Annotated in this window: 11 protein-coding genes; 3 read left to right on the top strand and 8 right to left on the bottom strand. The window is 41.4% G+C overall.

The window, feature by feature from the left end; all coding sequences use genetic code 11:
* The first annotated feature begins 94 nt into the window (after positions 1-94).
* Entirely contained in the window at positions 95-976 is an 882-nt protein-coding gene (locus tag NSQ50_RS10930) for a DUF4850 domain-containing protein (RefSeq protein WP_076143205.1), read from the top strand.
* A 131-nt stretch (positions 977-1,107) separates the two neighbouring features.
* Entirely contained in the window at positions 1,108-1,920 is an 813-nt protein-coding gene (gene thiD, locus NSQ50_RS10925) for a bifunctional hydroxymethylpyrimidine kinase/phosphomethylpyrimidine kinase (protein ID WP_036689743.1), read from the top strand.
* Between the two features lie 200 nt (positions 1,921-2,120).
* Here the strand turns inward: thiD and NSQ50_RS10920 are convergent, their stop codons facing one another.
* From NSQ50_RS10920 to NSQ50_RS10895, 6 genes are all read right to left on the bottom strand, one after another.
* Positions 2,121-3,464, bottom strand: coding sequence for a glycoside hydrolase family 30 protein (locus NSQ50_RS10920; protein WP_036689741.1), 1,344 nt, complete (start codon positions 3,462-3,464; stop codon positions 2,121-2,123).
* Positions 3,465-3,527: 63 nt separating this feature from the next.
* The gene (locus NSQ50_RS10915; RefSeq protein WP_038569996.1) at positions 3,528-5,165 is read right to left on the bottom strand and encodes a sugar ABC transporter substrate-binding protein; all 1,638 of its coding nucleotides are present in this window, start codon (positions 5,163-5,165) and stop codon (positions 3,528-3,530) included.
* A 55-nt stretch (positions 5,166-5,220) separates the two neighbouring features.
* The gene (locus NSQ50_RS10910; protein ID WP_036689738.1) at positions 5,221-6,108 is read right to left on the bottom strand and encodes a carbohydrate ABC transporter permease; all 888 of its coding nucleotides are present in this window, start codon (positions 6,106-6,108) and stop codon (positions 5,221-5,223) included.
* Between the two features lie 14 nt (positions 6,109-6,122).
* Positions 6,123-7,064 (bottom strand): ABC transporter permease, encoded by a 942-nt coding sequence (locus tag NSQ50_RS10905; RefSeq protein ID WP_036689816.1) that lies wholly within the window; start codon positions 7,062-7,064, stop codon positions 6,123-6,125.
* A gap of 179 nt (positions 7,065-7,243) precedes the next feature.
* Positions 7,244-8,251 carry a LacI family DNA-binding transcriptional regulator gene (locus tag NSQ50_RS10900; protein WP_036689737.1) on the bottom strand — a complete coding sequence of 336 codons (1,008 nt, stop codon included), beginning with the start codon at positions 8,249-8,251 and terminating at the stop codon, positions 7,244-7,246.
* Between the two features lie 170 nt (positions 8,252-8,421).
* Complete coding sequence (locus tag NSQ50_RS10895; protein ID WP_076100771.1) at positions 8,422-9,324, bottom strand: ArsR/SmtB family transcription factor; 903 nt, start codon at positions 9,322-9,324, stop codon at positions 8,422-8,424.
* 150 nt (positions 9,325-9,474) lie between these two features.
* On the opposite strand from NSQ50_RS10895, the gene arfA reads away from it, so the two are divergent.
* Positions 9,475-10,980 (top strand): arabinosylfuranosidase ArfA, encoded by a 1,506-nt coding sequence (gene arfA / locus NSQ50_RS10890; protein ID WP_076187265.1) that lies wholly within the window; start codon positions 9,475-9,477, stop codon positions 10,978-10,980.
* Between the two features lie 72 nt (positions 10,981-11,052).
* Here the strand turns inward: arfA and NSQ50_RS10885 are convergent, their stop codons facing one another.
* Together NSQ50_RS10885 and NSQ50_RS10880 are read right to left on the bottom strand one after the other, a co-directional pair.
* Entirely contained in the window at positions 11,053-13,434 is a 2,382-nt protein-coding gene (locus NSQ50_RS10885) for an alpha-L-arabinofuranosidase C-terminal domain-containing protein (RefSeq protein ID WP_076225268.1), read from the bottom strand.
* Positions 13,435-13,726: 292 nt separating this feature from the next.
* Positions 13,727-15,532 (bottom strand): hypothetical protein, encoded by a 1,806-nt coding sequence (locus tag NSQ50_RS10880; protein WP_076179514.1) that lies wholly within the window; start codon positions 15,530-15,532, stop codon positions 13,727-13,729.
* Positions 15,533-15,583: the final 51 nt, after the last annotated feature.

Raw genomic sequence — 15,583 nt, 5'->3', positions numbered from 1 at the left:
TCATGAAGAACTTCAGAAATATAAAGGTTATGTAAGAAACTTTCCACTCCATTCTTAGGTCTATATAAGTAAGATCAAAGGAGGTACAAAATATATGAAATCCAAACGAAGAGGTGTTAGAAACGGCTGGATCTTAACTTCAATATTGTGCGTCGTAATTGTACTAGTGCTGCTGATTGGATATAAAGGGCTCGACTGGGGAACGCCCACCACACCACCCACGTCCACCAACGCACAAACTAATAAGGAAGCAGATAACGAACCCAGCCCCACTCAAAAAATGCTCGAATTTCCTAGCAGTAATCCCGATAATGGGCAGGTCATCATTCCACTGCATACCACGCTCGCGCAGCTAAATATTGATAGTGGCAGCGAATATATAAATACAGAAATCCCCCCCATACCTGAAATGACCTTTGCTTTATCTCAAGACATGAAAAACCAAGTAGAAGCAACGCTGGTCTACCGCCCTGATATCGGTGGAGGTTATCTTCTACTTGCTCCTGCCGGATGGCAGGCTACGGCGGTTGTCGGCGCTAACGGTTCTTATGGAGTTACCTTTCAGGATCCGAACCATCCGGAACAAAACATGAACTATTCAGATACGGCTTGGACTTGCACAGGCTGTGCCATCACTGCAATCGGAGCCTATTTCCCGGAAAAAGCCGAATGGGCTGACGCGCTGGGATTTACGATTAATAATCCGCTTAAGTTTAGCGAACAGCATATTTTAGGTACTGCAGGAGCTGAAGCAAGAACGGTCAGATATACGCTTCAAGCAGACGCGAATGGCTATCAGAATGAGGGTGCTGCCTATTACGATAAGAGAGAATGGGGTTATTTATTCCGCAGTATCGGAATACATCAAGCTCAAACATCCCCACAGCAGGAAGTAGTGGAGACCCTCATGAAGTTCTTTACAGATAATCACGGACCGCTCTTCATTGCTGACCCAAACGCAGAGAAGCTGGACTAAGGGTGGGAATTTTTAGAGGAATGTATTTTCAACCTTGCTCTTGCTTTTAGAAAGACGTAGGTGTTATTTTTTGTTATAATCAATGCAATGCGTTGTTTATGAATTCAGACATATATAAAGGGGACGTAACCATGACTCAAATTATTAAAACTCTAACTATTGCAGGCAGCGACTCCAGTGGTGGCGCAGGCATCCAAGCGGATCTAAAAACATTTGAAGAGTATGGTACCTACGGCTTTAGTGCCTTGACCACTATCGTTACTATGGACCCGGACAACGGCTGGCACCATAATGTTTATCCAATTGATGCCTCCATTGTTGCTGAGCAGTTAAAAACTATTTTCGCTGGTGGCCCGGTTAATGCCATGAAGACAGGTATGCTTGGAAGTGTTGAAATTGTGCGCGTTGCTGAGCAAGCGATCAAAGAAAATCTTCAGACTAATGTAGTTATTGATCCAGTTATGGTGTGCAAGGGTGAAGATGAAGTCTTGAACCCTGACAGCGCTGAGGCTATTCGTGACTTATTGCTACCACTAGCAACTGTGGTCACCCCAAACTTGTTTGAAGCAGGTGTTCTTTCAGGTCTTGGCAAACTTACTACCCTTGAGGAAATGAAAGAAGCTGCCCGTCTGATTCATAAGCTCGGTGCACGTAATGTCGTGGTTAAAGGCGGCAAAGCACTCGGCGGCGATCAAGCGATTGATATCTTCTACGACGGTTCTGAGTACACTGTATTCCAAACAGCCAAAATCGAACCCGCTCACAATCACGGGGCTGGATGTACTTTTGCCGCAGCAATTACAGGCGGTCTAGCTAATGGCTTAACGGTTCATGAGGCTGTTGCAAAAGCTAAAGATTTTGTCTCCGCAGCCATTCGTAATGGATTTGCGTTTAATGAATATGTGGGTCCTGTATTTCACGGTGGTTACCGTTTAGAACGTTAGAACTCGCAATCCAATTACACAAAAAAATAAATGGCAGTCCAGATGCTGAACATCAGCTCTGGACTGCCATTTTTATTTACTATTATTGAAAATCCGTAAATTCAAAACTTTGCTTACCGAACATTGATTTTTTATACGATTATTTTCATGAAAAAAGCACCCGAATCAAGATTCGAATGCTTCTGAGCTACGTCCAGCAATTATTTAATCAAAATAGATAATGCACTTTTTGAAGCCAAACGGAAAGATAATTCATCCGCTCCCGGCAAGTTCAAAGCCACATTCTCAGCCTTTTCACTATCGTTGAACAGAACAACTGCAATAGAGTTATCTGTATTCTTAAAAGCTACGGAACGAATCACTTCTTGATTGGTGGAGGCGTCAATGCGCACAGCCTTCGGACGAATAAATTTACTGAAATGGGCCAGCGCATAATAGTCGAGCGTATACGTAAGCTCCTTGGTCTCTTGGTTGACTGTCACAACACCACGACAAGTACTTTTGCCAAAACCCGGTACGGTTGGGCCGTTCTTTTCATCTAAGGCCATATTCCATAACACAAAGGATTTACTATGATTTCTAAGAATATCAATCCCTGTCCTCATTACATTGGAGAAGGCTTGTTCAAACGGAGGAATCCATTCTCCACCAGAACCTTCTGTAAAATGCACTTCTTTATCAGCAAAAGCTTTCAGAACCTCTGATTGCGCTGACGCATTGCCACCATACCAGTGCCAAGCTACACCATCCACTTCATCTTTTGCATAATCGAGCACGGTTAACGGATAATCTGGACGATCCCAGTTGTGGTCGTAGCAGAGAATTTTTGTAGCGATGTTATGCTTAACAAAGCTCGGCTTCAGGTAGTTTTTAATGAAATCTTTTTGCGCCTCAGGCAACATTAACATACTAGGGTAGTGTTTTGGTTCAAATAAAGGCTCGTTCTGTGGTGTTACAGCATAAGTTGGCAATCCGTGCCCTTCAAAAGCTTGAATATATCGAACAAAATAATCGGCATAAGCCTGATAATATTCTTGTTTAAGTTCTCCAGCAATCATCGATCCGCTAGTCTTCATCCAACCTGGTGCACTCCATGGAGAAGCCATCAGTTTGATCTCAGGGTTAATTTCCAGAGCTTGTTGCAACAAAGGGATAATGTCTGCTTCATCATGTGCGATAGAGAAGTGGGTTAATTCCGTATCCGTTTCCTGTGCAGGTCTATCATCATAGCTATAAATATCTCTAGCATAATCCGATGCCCCCATTGGATTTCTTAATACGGACAAACCAATTCCATCTTGTGCGTCAAAAAGCTTGCTCATGACTTCCTTTTTCTGTTCGTTGTCCAGGACTTGATTAATCAAATAAGCGGATGAATCCGTAAAAGATGCTCCAAAGCCATCCATTTCCTGAAAGGTTTGATTCTCGTCAATAGTTACAGTAGTGGTCGCCTCTGCGTCAGCAATTGGAGTTAATTGTTGCAGACTTTGCTCTACAAACAATGTATTCTCCCCGGTGGATTGATAAATTTTAAGCTCTGGCATGTTGTTTCCCTCCATCTTTCTATGAAGAGGCCCCAGTGAAGGGGCCACATTCTATTTTCTAACTTATTTAAGGCCTAATTTTTCTTTGTTGTTTTTCATTTTTTCAGAACGAACTTCTACAATCTTATCCCAGTTGTTATCATTTAAAAATGTTTTGTAAGCAGCTAAGGTGCTGTCGAATGTAGCATCGTCTTTAGCGCGGATCATACTTACAAGCGTAGTGTTCCAAGTAGTATCAATTGCAGTAAGACTGCGAGCTTCAGGCGTTCCTTGAGCCGGGTTAATGTTTTCAAGAATAAAGTGTGGTTTCAGCTTTCCTTTGCCCCACTCTTGCATTTGTTTAATGGAATCTGCGAATGCGTCATTACTCAGCGCTTTATCACGGTCATGTCCAAAGAACATAAATTCGCCCATCCGGTAATCTTTTTTGAATTTATCGGCATTATTTAATTGCAGGTCTTTGATTTCAGGCAAGAATTCAATTTTACCGCTGTCGTTAACTTTATAGGTTTCTCCTTCAATACCGTAGTTCATGAGCTTTTGTCCTTCGTCGCTGAGCAAATAAGTGTAAATTTGAATCGCTTTTGCAGGATCCTTAGCCTTTTTAGTAACATAGCTAATCATCCAACCTGTAATTCCGGATTGATTCAACGTTGGTTCATGTCCAACAGTACTTTGTGGGCCATCAATAGCGATATATTCCTTGCCTGGATTTTCTGTCATGAAGATTTGCAGGTTACCACTTTGTTGAGGGGTTCCATCCAAAAGTATTGTTGCATATTTACCGGATTTCACTTTTTCTTCAAAGGCAGTACCGTCATCAGCAAAGCTGTCATCACTGATGTCACCATTTCTGTAGACTTCATTTAACGTTTTCAACCAAGTCAAGTAATCCTCATCTAGGTTACGGTTGTAGAACTCGCCATTTTCAGTTTCCATCGGCACTCCGATGAAATCCTCCAATACATCTCCCAAAGAACCAGTGCCTGAACCAATGGAGTTAAAACCAAAAGGAATCATGTCCGGGAATTGTTTTTTGATTTGTTGCATAACGCTCTTGAATTCCTCAGGAGTTCCAAAGCTTGGTTTTCCAATGGCTTCGTAAACATCCTTGCGGATGACAAAGGCTGTTTTAGCAGGGATGTTACCGCTATCATAATCGTTTTGCGTATTGGAATAGTTAGGGTATCCATAGGTCTTGCCATCAGCTAACTGGAACCAGTTCATCGTATCTTTTTCTGCAACTTTATTGAAATAAGGATCATATTTATCTGCCAGATCATTCAAAGGCAATGCCCATGTAGCAGCTTTTTGTACGACTGGAGAGTTGGAATCAAAAATAGTCAACAGGTCTGGCATTTCACCGCCGGCAAAAATCGTATTTAGCTTAGTGTCATCGCCTGTAATGAATTTAATGTTGATGTTTAAATCCTCTTTAATTTTCTTAGTGACAAGGTCTTTTCCGAAATCAGTATTCCACCAGTCTGCATTCACGTACCAAGTCAGATCTGTTGTCTCTTTTTTTGTATCCAGCTTCCATGCCGGTGTTTCCGGATCTATAGTATAACGGCCTTCAATGGAGCTTAACTCTTTACTGGAGCTGTCAGAATTACCTTTCGATCCGCAACCTGTAAATACTAATACAACAGCCATAAGTGCCGTACAAAGTTTGAGTCCTTTTTTCCCAAATGCTTTGTTCATCTTTTGTTTCCCCCTAAAAAGTTTTGTAAGCATTCACTACTTGGAGATTTACTTACTATTCCTTCACCGCCCCCATCATCATGCCTGAGATAAAGTACCTCTGTAATATTGGATACATCACAACAATCGGCAAAGTTGTAATGACAATTGTTGCTAGTTGAACCCCTTTAGTCGTAGTTTCGATAATCGCAGATCCACCCACATTTTGCATGGATTGTGTTTGCGACTGAACAATGATTTCATAGAGCTTCATCTGCAGCGGGTAGAGCGATTGATCGGTAATATATAACTTGGTGGTCATAAAGTCGTTCCACTGCCCAACCCCGTTAAATAACGCAATGGTGGCCATAGCCGGCATGGAAAGAGGGATAAAGATTTTTAGGAAAATGCGCCAGTCACCTGCACCATCAATTTTGGCTGACTCTTCAAGTGAATCCGGTACATTTCTGAAGAAGTTCATTAGAATAACTACATCATAATAACTGAACAAGGCCGGGATAATATAAACCCAGAAGCTGTTTAAGAGGCCTAATGATTTAATCAATAAATACGTAGGGATCATTCCACCTGAGAAAAACATGGTGATTACACCCATGGCAACATACAACTTACGTCCACGTATGTATTTCTTACTCAAGCCATAACCGATCATGGCACAAAAGAATACGTGGGTAATGACACCAATAAATGTTTTGGCAAGCGATACTACGAACGCTAAACCAATGGTCTCATCTTGAAATACAGCACGATAATTTTCCAAGGAGAACTCTGGAGACCAAAATATGAATCCGCCTTCCGCAAGCGCCTTGCCCGAGCTTAAAGAGGATATGACTACATTCCATAAAGGAACGACAATAATGATTGTACAAATACAGAGCAGGATAATATTTAAGGTATTAAAGATTCGACTATCGAGATCTTCTTTAGCCACCGTACGATTCACAGAAATGCCTCCTTCTACAGAACTGATTGATTATCATTTAATTTACTGGATACTTTGTTAGCGCTAATCAGTAGGATGACTGAAACGATGGAGACACCTAAACCAACAGCAGTAGCATAAGAGAAGTCACCTTGCGTCATACCCATACGATACACATAAGAATTAATGACCTCCGCCTTAACGCGGTTCTGAGAATTCATCAATACCAGGGTTTGATCCAGATTTGATCCTAATAAACCGCTTACAGTGAGAATCAGATTTAAACTGATAATCGGCTTCATATTAGGAAGCGTAATATTCCAAATTTGTCTCATACGACTTGCGCCATCTATTTTGGCAGCCTCATAATAAGTAGGATCTATTTTCGACATAATGGCTAAGTAGAGAATCGTTCCCCAACCAGCCTCTTTCCAAATATCGGATAACGTTGCAATCCACCAGTATTTATTCGCATCAAGCAAAATATTTACCGGTTTCGAAATCAGTCCCAAACTGAGCATAATCTCATTAAACATACCCGATGAGGAAAACCAGGCAATCAGCATCCCGCCGAGAACGATCCAGGACAAAAAGTGTGGTAAATAAGAGATGGTTTGCACTATCTTTTTAAAGCGTCCGCCACTTAATTCGTAAATCATAACGGATAAAATAATAGGAATAACAAACCCTATGGCTAATTTCAGAAAGCTGATCCCTAATGTATTGACTACAGCGTCCCAAAAATATTTATCAGATAAAATAATTCTGAAATTATCGAGCCCTACCCAAGGTGCAGAATCGAGCGTATCAATTACGGTGTAGCTTTTAAAAGCAATCGTCAATCCGTAAATCGGAATAAAACAAAAGATAATCATAAAAATAATTCCCGGGATGACCATGGATTGAATTTCCCATTGTCTCTTGTAATCAATTACAAATTCTTTGACCCTCTGCCCCATAGGCTTTTTCCCGCTCATTGGATTCTTTCCGTTTGCTGGCACTACGGCTAATTTATCCACTTTTTCTTCTCCCCTCCAAATCATGATCCCCACACAATAAAAACGTTTTTATTTTTTTGAAAAAAAAACCCTCCCAAAACAACAAAATTATAAAAAATGATCGGGTAAAATCTTGAACCTATTACATATATGTGTTCTTACCGACCAATCTTTACTTGACTAGAACCTCTTACGACTAATTCACCCGCCAATTTCATCATCTCGCCCTGTTCCTTCTTCTGGATCATGCGAACTAGGTGATTAATAGCCAAAATACCTTGTCTAGCAATTTGATTTCTTACCGTAGTTAAAGGTGGTGAGAAATACTGCGCAATATCAATATCATCAAACCCCATAACGCTAACATCTAGCGGAACTTCGTATCCATGCGATTTCAAAGCTTGAATACATCCAATCGCACTCAAGTCGTTCCCTGCCAAGAAGGCATCAGGTATTTTATCAGGACTATAATGAAGAAAAGATTTTATAGCGTTGTAAGTGCTTTCTTCCTCAAAATACCCTTGTATAATATACTCTTCATGCGTGGGTAGCTGATACTGACGCAAAGCAGCTAAGTATCCTTCTCTCCGCTGAACACTGTCGTACATCTCATCCACACCAGATATGTAAGCAATCTTTTTATGCCCTAGACTGATTAAATATTTGGTCGCTTCAAACCCCGCTTCAAAGGAATCAAAAATCACGCTTCCCATCGTGTCGTTCTTAAGCGGTCGATCCAAAAATACAGCCTTGATCTTGTCTTTCACCATTGCAGCAATTTCTTCTTCGTCTATTCTCAGCTCCTCGTAGATAATGACACCATCCACTCGCCGGCCTAGAATATTGCTCATAATCACTTGTTTATCCTTGGTAACAAATACATTCAGCCCGTAACCTAGCCGATCACATTCACGCGACATGGACTCAACCAGCTTATAGAAGTATGGACCCGACACACTTGTTGTGAAAAAACCCAGCATTTTGGTTTTCCCGTTCCTAAGGAGCTTACCGTTCAGGTTAGGAACATAGTTTAATCGCTTCGCAACCTTAAGAACATGTGATTTCGTCTCCGGGTTCAATACATCTACGTCATTTAACGCGTTGGAAACCGTAGAAATGGAGACTCCAGCCTCTCTGGCAACATCTTTGATCGTTACCTTTTCCATAATGATTCAATCTTCCTTTACGAATAAAAACGTTTTTATAGATTTAAATTAACATAAAAACGTTTTCATTACAATATATTTTTTATTTTTATTTTATCAGAGGTAATAATTGGTACACAAGCTTAAATTTTCTACAGAATCTTATAAACACTTTACCTGTAAACTCGAAATCATTCGTAATACACTCTAAACATAATGTCTTGCTCGTAGTTCCCAAATCCACGGCCATATATGGTTAGTCCACCTCTTCTCCGTCCGCTATTCTCTGCCGTTAAACGAAAGGTCCACTGATCCTGCTCTACTCGTACATCCTCTAAGGTAATATCTGAGATTTGCTGCCCATCCACAAAGGTTCCACCTGCATTAATCCGCAGAACCTTCAGCAAACCATATTGGTTAACATCCGAACGCCACCAAATGGGATTTAATCGTCCTCTAGTGAGGCCAAAGTCGCCCGGACTGGTCCATTTTCCTAAATCCTGTCCATTCATCATAAAGCCGATATCCGACGGCCACTTCTCATTTACATGTGGAGCTTCGGAACCTATTTCCAGTGAAATCTCAATCTCTTGCACCACTTGATCTTGAAATAGATAATTTGGAATCTTGTACTCGATAGAACCTTTCGCAAACCATACAATGCCGGCATTCACCCGTTCCGGGTCCAGAAAATAACGTGGATCATCATAATAGCCGATCAGTTTCTCAGTAGTAGCAATCCCGCAGGTAGGTAAAGCCTGAATATCGGTATATTGCCCTACAGGGATAGACACCTCAACCACCTTTCTGGCAACTCCACGGGAGCCCGATAATTTAATCTGCAGGTAATTCGCAGACAAAGAACAATATTTATAGGTCCCTCCATTTACTCGTCTCATTTTAGAACTGATCAGGCCTGCTTTTTGCAGCTTTGCTACATGAGTACTAACAATTGCACTACTAAGATAGAGCTCCGCTGCCAGCTCTTTGATGTGCATCTCTCTGCGGTCCAGAAGTTCAATAATTCGCAGCCTAACTTCACTTGCCAGTGCTTCATACACCTGCAAGGATTCAGAATCTGTGGTTAAGTACATTTCAACGTCTCCTATGCTTATTGAATTAGTATTTTAACGAATCCTAAATTAATTCATTGCTTATTATAAGCTAAAATCAGTATCATGTAATCATAAAACAATTACTTAATTAGTGAAATCATTAATTCAACTAGAGGGAGCTGTACACTCATGCCGATTAAATCGACAATGATTATTGACAAAGATTTCAGACTAGCTGAAGTAGACCCGCGGATCTACGGCTCATTTATCGAACATTTAGGAAGAGCAGTTTACGGTGGGATTTATGACCCGGGTCACCCTACTGCGGATCAGAATGGTTTTCGGAACGATGCCATCGAAGCTATTCGTGCCCTAAACGTTCCTATCATCCGTTATCCTGGAGGAAACTTTGTATCCGGTTACAATTGGGAAGATGGGGTTGGACCCAAGCATGAACGCAAGCAATCTCTTGAATTAGCTTGGTGGACCACAGAAACCAATCAAGTGGGTACCAACGAATTTGCAGATTGGGCTAAGCTCGTAGGCAGCGAAGTCATGATGGCAGTTAACCTTGGAACACGCGGTATCGATGCAGCTAGAAATCTAGTAGAGTACTGCAATCATCCTTCCGGCTCCTACTACAGTGACCTGCGGATCTCTCATGGGTATAAAGAGCCTCACGCTTTTAAGACCTGGTGTCTCGGAAATGAAATGGATGGTCCGTGGCAGATTGGAGCTAAAACCGCGGTCGAATATGGCCGGTTAGCGAACGAAACTGCAAAAGCTATGCGCTGGGTCGATCCAACGCTTGAGCTTGTGGCTTGTGGCAGCTCCGGCAGCGGTATGGACACTTTTGCCGAGTGGGAAGCTACCGTGCTTGATCTTTCTTATGATAATGTGGATTATTTATCACTGCATACGTACTACAATAACAACAATGACGACACGCCTAACTTCCTAGCCCGCTCCATGGATTTGGATCATTTCATCAGCAGTGTGGCTGCCACCTGTGATTATGTTCAAGCGAAGAAAAAGAGCAAAAAGAAAATAAATCTGTCGCTCGATGAATGGAATGTATGGAAATCACAAGGCAGCAGCCGTGCCGAACAACATTGGCAGATCGCACCGCCAGAATTCGAAGATGTGTACACACTTGAAGATGCACTTGTTGTGGGCTGCTGTCTTATTTCATTATTGAAGCATGCTGATCGTGTGAAAATGGCCTGCTTAGCGCAGCTGATCAATGTAATCGCCCCAATTATGACTGAAAATGGCGGACCGCTTTGGCTGCAGACTACTTATTATCCGTACCTGCATGCTTCCCTTTATGGTCGTGGAACCGTACTTCACCCGCTGATTTCCAGCCCTAAATACGATTCCAAAGATTTCACTGATGTGCCTTACTTGGAAGCCATTAGTGTATACAACGAAGAGCTGAATGAAGTAACCGTCTTCGCTGTAAACCGCCATTTATCCGAAGGACTAGAGCTCGACGTGGATCTGCGCAGCTTCAGTTCCGTAAACATTATTGAACATATTGTACTGGAACATGAAGATATAAAAGCTGTAAATACCAAATCCAATCCTCATAACGTGATGCCTAGCCAAGGCAAAGCCGTTGTTGAGAGTGGACATGTAAAAGCCCTACTCGCAAAAGCTTCCTGGAATGTGATTCGTCTGCGGGTGAACGGCTAAGTTAACTTGTAATAGTCATAGAAATGCCCCCATGAATCTTTAATAAGCCATCGATTCATGGGGGCGTCTTCGTTATTTTATTCTGAAAATTGTCACGGATTGCTTCGGAAACTCATAACTAAAGCTGCTTCCATCTGTCTTAAAGCTGGTTTGTTTGGGAGAGACCTGCTGCTTATTCTCGAAGTTATTTTCGTCCTCAAGCTGATATCCCGACATTTCATAGACTTCGATGGTCAGTGCTTCTTTTGCCAAAGATTCCAGTGCAACCTCAGCAGAAACACTATTCTCTTGTACGTTTACTGTCTTGAGGATAATATCCCCCGTTAAATCTTCCACACTTGCCGTGTAATACAGCGGTTCGATGACCGGAAGTTTATCTTCTGTCTCATTCACCAGTTCTCCGTTAATAAAAGTACGGATCTGTCTGCCCACTACTTCTAACTTAAGATCGTATTCTACATCTGTTTCAACCGTAAACATAGCATGCGTCAGAACAGAATTTCTTCCGTTGATAATTGAGGCCACAATCGAATCCTGATTCTGCCAGCCACCCAGCTCCCAGTACAAATGATTCTGATCATCCGCTTTACCAAAATAGAAGATAAACCCTTTATTTCCTGCGGTTCGTCTAGCCTTAAAACGCAAAGTATAGTTTTCCCACTCTGTCTCACCAAGCTCTAGTGTCCGATTAGCCGTTTTGTTCTGAGCAGGGTCAGGCAGATTTGAAACCTCCTCTGATAAGTCAGAATACGTCTTCACTTCTCCCGTAAGATTGTTGACTAATGTGATCTCGGAGAAACGAGCAGCAGAGGCATCCACACCGAAACTGACGGCTCCAGTGATCGCTTCCTTTCTGCTTTCCTTCGGTGCCGTGAAGCCATCTGCTTCCATCTTCAGCAAATGATCTCCCTGATGGTTCATGAATAGCTTTTGCACATAATAGTTTGCCGTTCCGTACACTTCATGATTATTGAACCAGATCAGGTCCGGCTTCCAGTTGATATAATCCACATTGCAGAGCATTGGAGCATAACAAGCTAAGCCAACGGCATGGGCATTATTTTGCAGACCTGTCATAAATGCTGCTTCCACCACTGCGTTGTAATAGGTATTGCCCCATGAAGCATATTCACCGAGGAATACCTTTGGCTCATCCGCTTTGAAGTCATCATAACGATGATGATTAGCCAGGAACCATTCAGGTGTACAGTAATAATGCTCGTCTACGAGGTCAGACTTATTCTCTTTTGCCGACGTCCAGCCCCGTTCATATTCCTGACCGGCAGAGAACGGGCCGCTAGAATTAATGACCTTGATTTCCGGATATTTTGCTTTGATGGCTTGATGAAAGTAAGGATATCTCTCGAAAAAGGGTGCGCCTACCTCTTCATTCCCAATGCCGACATACTCCAGCCCAAAAGGCTCGGGGTGACCCAGTTCTGCACGAATGCCTCCCCACTTCGTGGAAGAATCCCCCTTGGCGAATTCAATTAAATCCAAAGCATCCTCAATCCAAGGCGTTAATTCATCCAGCGGGACCATCCGTTTATGATGCGGGTCATAGCCGCCCGGAAGAACGGGGATCGGCTTAGCTCCAATATCCTCACAGAACTGAAAATATTCATAATAACCTAACCCAAGCGTCTGATTATATGACCAGTTATTGCGTCTTGCAGGTCTTTGTGCAACATCCCCAATCGTATTCTTCCATCTGTACATGGAGTCTCTGTCATCTGGATCCAAGGAACCGTCATGCACCAGACATCCTCCTGGGAACCGCATAAATTTAGGTTTTAAATCAGCGAGCAGCAGCGAAATATCTTCACGCATGCCTCCGGGTCTATTCTTAAAGGTCTTCTCAGGAAACAGGGAAACCATATCCAGATATACCTTCCCGCTACCTTTGGTAACGATTACAAGACGACTGCTTGTGTCAGTGCTATTAGCTGTGATAACGGCTTCATATCGGTTCCATTCCGAGCTGCTAACGGCTATTTCCACTTCACCAAGAATGGTGCCGTCTGTGCTTTCGATGTTTACGGTAAGCGGCACATCAAAGCTTGTCTCCCGGCGGGCATACACCGAGAAGTTATAATTCTCGCCTTCTTTTACCGGAATACCACTGTTAAAGCCTAGATTCATCAGGCCAACGCCGTCACCTTCAGCCACAATATCGATGGCAACATAATGTTGGTTACGATCATTTAAGGGCTTGCTGTCTTCTACAGAGATATTTACCTTTCCATCTCCACGTTCTACAGGCTCCCAAGCCATCAGCGCATGATAATCTGCCCGGTCAATCGGGTCGAATTCAAAAGATCGGTTCTGAACTAGCTCAGCGTAAAGCCCACCATCGGCCGCATGATTCAAATCCTCGAAGAAAATACCGAATAGATCGCCTAACTCCGCCCCCCGCTGCTGCGTATGTATCGTCAATTTTCCTTCTGTCTTCATTCTTTTGTCTTCCTCCTTGTGAATTCCAATTTGATTTATATTTATATTACTTAGTTCATATCAATATAAATCATTATAATAACTCCTCTCTACATTCGTCAATTCGAAAACGAAAAACTGACACCGAATACCCCTCGATGTCAGTTGTGGGTAACACTTAATGTTGTCACTAAAAGGATCGGAAAAACACCTGATTTCTATCATGAAACGGCACTTTGAGTACAATGGTTTAGCACTTTCCCGTAAAGTAAGATGTTAAAATAGCACTTTCTTATATTCTAAGCGAAAACCCTTACTTTAGTGATTTAACCCAATTCATGGCGTCATCCGATGAACTGATAGCCTTAATTACGAAATTACAAACAGAATATTGTCCTAGCTTTAGTAGTGCCACATTATATGAATTGAATATTAATTCTTTAGAATTTTTAGACGGAAGCTTATTTAATCTACAAGCTTCAATAACTTCAAGTTTTTTATTACAGTACTGGTATTCACCAAAATATGGAATTTTAGGAACGCGGACATAATTCCATGAACTAGATGTATAACCTTTTGCTTTCATCACAGAACAGAATGCGTTAGAACTAGTTGTTGCATTAGATTTAATCAGATCTTCAGCAATAATAGCCTCCTCTGCCCACATTGTAATTGGCGGATTGCTCTCAAACGGATGTTCTCCACGCGATATTCCACAATCAAACTTCACTGCAAGAGTAAGTTTTTTATAGCAATATTGTATAACTAATTCTTGAATCATCTTAGGTAATGGAAGATTCTCATTCACTTTTAAAACATCAAATTTATCAAAAAGCTCCTTTAGAATCTCCACTCTGTTTTCTCTCACAAGTCTTAACGTCCGTAAATTATCATTGAATTTAACTCTATCATGTCTTTGAAGTAAAAAGGTTTCTACAAAAGTCGAATGCTCTTCAACAGGCGTTGCTACATTGTAGGTACTTAATGTTGTTTTGATAAACTCAATTATTTCTTCTTGAGAATATTCAGGATTATTTAGTACCTCCGCAATATCTTTTTCAGCTAAAGTATGGGGATTTTCATGTAGCACTTTTTTTAATGTTACTGATAATTGTTCATTAAATTTCTGTTCTGCATAATTGACTCTTCTGTCATGGAAACTGCCCATAGGAATTACAGTTGCAGCTGGATTAAGCACCTCAATTGAGGTACTTATAATTGATCCGCTACTCAATTTTGCCAAATCTTTCGAAAAATCGTGCATGGCTATTTGAGCGTGTTGCGTCATATCATCATAATCTGTTTCATCTTCTACACTAGTTCCCATATTGTAGATAAACATTGTTTTTGAGCCAGCAAGAACAGGAAACATTTTATTTATTGAGTCAGTAAATTCACTCCCATTGTCCGATCTCATTACAAATATGTAAACATCTGCATCACTTACATCTTGTAATCCTTCAACATCTCCTGATACTCCGGGAGTATCTGTTACAATCAGTCCTTCATCGGTACTGCTCATTATGCTGATTGCGAGGTCACTTGCTTCTGTAGTAATTTCAATAAAATCTTCCTTCGGATCTAGTTCCTTCTTTTCTCCAGCTTTTTCATGATTTCTTGAATAATTGTTATGATTCTTAATGTTATCAAGAAATCTAATTACCCCATCTTCATCAAAATTTTCTTGTATTCCGTTAATTGTAGAATTAGGACTAATAAATCTGATGTGATTGCCTTGATCAGAGCAGTTTTTTTTCACAACAAGTCGTACATTAACTTTTGTGAAGTCACGTCCTTGCCCTACAAAATACTTGAAGAACAGTTGCTGATAACGAATGAACCGTGCGGTAATCCTGCTTTTCCCTAGTCTAGCCCTTCCGATAAGCACTATTTTTTTAAACACATTGTTCCCTCCTTTAGTTTCTAATAATTCAGAAGTAATATTTCCCCTTCTATCAAGCCACAAGTCTATCTCCCATGCATTAAATATAGGGCCTGACTTTAACTCCGCTACCGCTTTAGGAAAATCTGAGTACCTTTTTCTCCAATTCGTTACGGCGGCATTCGTTACTTTTGCTATTTTTGCTATTTCGTACATGCCGACAAATTGGCCACTCATGATCCTCCGCCCCCTCTTGTTAACAACGTTAATGGCGTTGTTTATTTTATA

The organism is Paenibacillus sp. FSL R10-2788 (assembly GCF_038003885.1).
GTDB classification, from domain to species: domain Bacteria; phylum Bacillota; class Bacilli; order Paenibacillales; family Paenibacillaceae; genus Paenibacillus_AQ; species Paenibacillus_AQ odorifer.
This window is presented reverse-complemented; position numbering and strand designations above follow the sequence as displayed.

Excerpts from the sequence above, each read along its gene's own strand:
- NSQ50_RS10930 (WP_076143205.1), top strand. The coding sequence starts at position 95 with ATGAAATCCAAACGAAGAGGTGTTAGAAACGGCTGGATCTTAACTTCA.
- thiD (WP_036689743.1), top strand. The coding sequence starts at position 1,108 with ATGACTCAAATTATTAAAACTCTAACTATTGCAGGCAGCGACTCCAGT.
- NSQ50_RS10920 (WP_036689741.1), bottom strand. The coding sequence starts at position 3,464 with ATGCCAGAGCTTAAAATTTATCAATCCACCGGGGAGAATACATTGTTT.
- NSQ50_RS10915 (WP_038569996.1), bottom strand. The coding sequence starts at position 5,165 with ATGAACAAAGCATTTGGGAAAAAAGGACTCAAACTTTGTACGGCACTT.
- NSQ50_RS10905 (WP_036689816.1), bottom strand. The coding sequence starts at position 7,064 with ATGAGCGGGAAAAAGCCTATGGGGCAGAGGGTCAAAGAATTTGTAATT.
- NSQ50_RS10900 (WP_036689737.1), bottom strand. The coding sequence starts at position 8,251 with ATGGAAAAGGTAACGATCAAAGATGTTGCCAGAGAGGCTGGAGTCTCC.
- NSQ50_RS10895 (WP_076100771.1), bottom strand. The coding sequence starts at position 9,324 with ATGTACTTAACCACAGATTCTGAATCCTTGCAGGTGTATGAAGCACTG.
- arfA (WP_076187265.1), top strand. The coding sequence starts at position 9,475 with ATGCCGATTAAATCGACAATGATTATTGACAAAGATTTCAGACTAGCT.
- NSQ50_RS10885 (WP_076225268.1), bottom strand. The coding sequence starts at position 13,434 with ATGAAGACAGAAGGAAAATTGACGATACATACGCAGCAGCGGGGGGCG.
- NSQ50_RS10880 (WP_076179514.1), bottom strand. The coding sequence starts at position 15,532 with ATGAGTGGCCAATTTGTCGGCATGTACGAAATAGCAAAAATAGCAAAA.